Raw genomic sequence first — 4,426 nt, forward strand, 5'->3', positions numbered from 1 at the left:
GCCAGGCCATCGCCGAGGAGCTGGCCGGGCGCGGCGGGATGGCCTCGGTGGCGCTGAGCGCCGACGAGGCGGCCGCCCAGCTGGAGCGGTGGGCGGACCGGGTCGAGGTCGCCGCCGTCAACAGCCCGTCGTCCGTCGTGGTCGCCGGTGACGCCGAAGCGCTCGACGAGGCCCTGGAGGCGTTGGCCTTCGAGGGAGTCCGGGTGCGCCGGGTCGCGGTGGACTACGCCTCGCACACCCGGCACGTCGAAGCCATAGAAAGGCTCCTCGCCGAAACCCTGTCCGGGGTGGAAGCCCTCGCCCCCGCCATCCCGTTCTACTCGACGGTCACCGGCGGCTGGGTGACCGACGCCGGTGTGCTGGACGGCGGTTACTGGTACCGGAACCTGCGTGGTCAGGTCGGCTTCGGTCCGGCCGTCGCCGAACTGGTCGCCCAGGGCCACGGGGTGTTCCTGGAGGTCAGCGCCCACCCGGTGCTGGTCCAGCCGATCAACGAGACCGTCGACGGTACGGAGACGGACGCCGTCGTCGCCGGCTCCCTGCGCCGAGAGGACGGCGGCCTGCGCCGCCTCTACGCCTCCATGGCCGAGCTCTTCGTCCGCGGTGTCGACCTCGACTGGAGCGGTGTCCTGCCGCAGCCCGTCCGGCACGTGGAGCTGCCGACGTATGCCTTCGAGCACCGGCACTACTGGCTGAAGGACACGGGCACCGCGACGGACGCGGCCTCCCTGGGCCAGACGCAGGTCGATCACCCGCTGCTCGGCGCGGTCGTCCGGCTGCCGCAGTCCGACGGGTTCATCTTCACCTCCCGCCTGTCCCTGCGCACCCACCCCTGGCTGGCCGACCACGCCGTCAGCGGTGTGGTCATCCTTCCCGGCTCCGGGCTGGTGGAGCTGGCCGTGCGCGCCGGTGACGAGGCGGGCTGCGAGCTGCTGGAGGAACTCGTCATCGAGGCACCGCTGGTCATCCCCGACCACGGCGGCGTACGGGTGCAGGTCGCGCTCGGCGCGCCCGGCGAGAACGGTGCGCGCTCCGTGGCCGTGTACTCCCTGCGCGAGGACGCCGAGGCCGACGCCTGGACGCGGCACGCCACCGGCATCCTGTCGGCCTCGGCCCAGCCGGCCTCCGGCGGCTTCGACTTCACCGCCTGGCCGCCCGCCGGGGCGCAGCCGGTCGACGCGGCCGGGTTCTACGGCGACCTGGTCGAGCGCGGCTACGGGTACGGGCCGGCGTTCCAGGGCCTGCGTGCGGTCTGGCGGCGCGACGGCGAGGTCTTCGCCGAGGTCTCCCTGCCCGACGAGTACCGCAAGGAGGCCGGCGGGTACGGGGTCCACCCGGCCCTCCTGGACGCCGCCCTCCAGGCCGGGACCTTCGCCCACGCGGGCGCGGCGGACGAGGAGCCCGGAGAGCCGGTGCTGGCGTTCGCGTGGAACGGGCTGGCCCTGCACGCCGCCGGGGCCCCGGCCCTGCGGGTGCGGGTCGCGCCCACTGGTCCGGACGCGCTGTCCTTCCAGGCCGCCGACGAGACCGGCGCGCTCGTGGTGACCCTGGACTCGCTGGTCTCCCGCCCCGTGTCCGCGGGACAGCTGGAGACCCCGGCGGACACCGCGGTCGCCAACGCGCTGTTCCGGGTGGAGTGGAGCGAGCTCCCGCAGCCCGAGGAGGAGGTGGACGCCGTCCTGACGTGGGCGCCCGTCTCCACCGCCGACGAGGTGACGGCACTGTCCGACGCCCTGGCGGCCGCCGACGGCGTATCGCTGGTCGCGGTCCTGGAGGCCGTCGGTGACAGCGGCGAGGACCCGGTGCTGGACCTGGCCGCCCGCGTGCTGGAGGTGATGCAGGCCTGGCTGGCCGGAGCCGGACTGGAGGAGTCGCAACTGGTCATCGCGACCCGGGGCGCCGTGCCCGCCGGTGACGGCGGGACGGTCACCGACCCCGCCGGCGCCGCGGTATGGGGTCTGGTGCGCGCCGCGCAGGCCGAAAACCCGGACCGGATCGTCCTGGTGGACGTCGACCCGGCCGCCGAAGGCGCCACGGACTCCGTGATGGACTCCGTCCTCGGTGCCGTACTGGCCAGCGGTGAGCCGCAGGTCGCCGTACGCGGGACCACCCTCTCCGTACCCCGCCTCGCCCGCGCCGCCGCGCAGGTCCCGGAGGTTCCGGCGACCTTCGCCCCGGAGGGCACGGTCCTCGTCTCGGGCGCCGGATCACTGGGCGGCCTGGTGGCCCGCCACCTGGTCTCCCGGCACGGGGTGCGCCACCTGCTCGTGGCCAGCCGCCGCGGACCGGCCGCCGAGGGCATGACGGAACTCGTCGACGAACTGGCCGAGCGGGGTGCCGAGATCTCCGTGGTCGCCTGCGACCTCTCCGACCGCGACCAGCTCGCCGCGCTGCTGGCGTCCGTACCGGACGAGCACCCGCTCTCCGGTGTCGTCCACACGGCCGGCGTCTTCGACGACGGGCTGATCGGGGCGCTGACCAGGGAACGGCTGGCCGGAGTGTTCGCGCCGAAGGTGGACGCGGTGCGCCACCTCGACGAGCTGACCCGGGGCCTGAGCCTTGACGCCTTCGTGGTGTTCTCATCCGTCGCGGGCCTCTCCGGCGGCGCCGGACAGGGCAACTACTCGTCCGCCAACCACTTCCTCGACGGACTGATGGACCACCGGCGGGCGGCCGGCCTGCCGGGCCTGTCGCTGGCCTGGGGCCTGTGGGAGCAGTCCCTCGGCATGGCCTCCCACCTCAGCAGCGTCGACCAGGCCCGGGCGAGCCGCAGCGGGGTGCTGGAGATATCGGCCGCCGAGGGCATGGGTCTTTTCGACGCCGCCCTCGGTGCCGGCGAGCCCCTGCTCGTGCCCGTCAAGCTGGACCTGCGCGGGATACGGTCCGACGCGGCGGCCGGCGGCGCGGTGCCGAACCTGCTGCGCGGCCTCGTCAAGGCCGGCCGGCAGCAGGCGCAGGCGGGAGCCACCGCCGACGAGGGCCGCAAGCTCTCCGCACGGCTGGCCGGACTCACGGCCCCGGAACAGGAAGCCCTCCTCCTCGACCTGGTGCGCACCCAGGCCGCCGTCGTCCTCGGCCACACCGGGCCGGGCGGGGTCCGGGCCGACATGGCGTTCAAGGACGCCGGGTTCGACTCCCTGACCTCCGTCGAGCTCCGCAACCGCGTCCGTGAGGCGACCGGCCTGAAGCTCCCGGCCACGCTGGTCTTCGACTACCCGACCCCCCTGGCCCTCGCCCGCTACCTGCGCGAGGAGTTCGGCGACGTGGCACCCGCCCCGGCCGAGCAGACGGCGGCCGCGGCCGCCGACGCGGGCGAGCCGATCGCGATCGTCGGGATGGCCTGCCGCTACCCCGGCGGCGTCGCCTCCCCCGAGGAGCTGTGGAAGCTGGTGTCCGAGGGCCGGGACGCGGTCTCCGGGTTCCCCGAGGACCGCGGCTGGGAGCTGGAGGGTCTGTTCGACCAGGACCCCGACCAGGCCGGCACCTCGTACGTCGACCAGGGCGGCTTCCTGGAGGGCGCGGGGCTGTTCGACGCCGGGTTCTTCGGGATCTCCCCGCGTGAGGCGCTCGCCATGGACCCGCAGCAGCGGCTCCTGCTGGAGACCTCCTGGGAGGCCCTGGAGGGCACGGGCATCGACCCGTTCTCGCTCAAGGGCAGCGACGTGGGCGTCTTCTCCGGCGTCTCCAGCCAGGGCTACGGCACCGGCACGGTCGCACCCGAGGTCGAGGGCTTCGCCGGCACGGGCCTGGCCCCGAGCGTGGCCACCGGCCGCGTGTCGTACGTGTTCGGCCTGGAGGGCCCCTCGGTGTCCGTGGACACCGCCTGCTCCTCCTCCCTGGTCGCCATGCACCTGGCAGCGCAGTCCCTGCGCCAGGGCGAGTGCTCCATGGCGCTGGCCGGCGGCGCGATGGTGATGGCCACGCCCGGAGCCTTCCTCGCCTTCTCCCGGCAGCGGGGCCTGGCCGGTGACGGCCGCTGCAAGGCCTTCGCGGACGGCGCGGACGGCATGGGCCTCGCCGAGGGCGTCGGCGTGGTCGTCCTGGAGCGGCTGTCGGTGGCGCGGGAACGCGGACACCGGGTGCTGGCGGTGCTGCGCGGCAGCGCCGTCAACCAGGACGGCGCCTCCAACGGCCTCACGGCGCCCAGCGGTCCCTCGCAGCAGCGGGTGATCCGCAAGGCCCTGGCCGGCGCCGGCCTCTCCCCGTCCGACGTGGACGTGGTGGAGGGCCACGGCACGGGTACGGCGCTGGGCGACCCGATCGAGGCGCAGGCGCTGCTCGCCACGTACGGCAAGGGCCGTGACGCGCAGCGGCCGCTGTGGCTGGGCTCGTTGAAGTCCAACATCGGGCACACGCAGGCCGCCGCGGGCGTCGCCAGCGTGATCAAGATGGTGCAGGCCCTGCGCCACGGCGTGATGCCCCCCAC

At 74.7% G+C, this 4,426-nt stretch carries 1 protein-coding gene; it reads left to right on the top strand.

Annotated features, from left to right (window positions below):
• Nucleotides 1-4,426 (top strand): SDR family NAD(P)-dependent oxidoreductase (locus tag WDV06_RS36360; RefSeq protein ID WP_395514080.1); only part of this gene is annotated, 4,426 nt, incomplete at both ends.

It is taken from the genome of Streptomyces racemochromogenes, assembly GCF_044129415.1.
Classification (GTDB): domain Bacteria; phylum Actinomycetota; class Actinomycetes; order Streptomycetales; family Streptomycetaceae; genus Streptomyces; species Streptomyces racemochromogenes_A.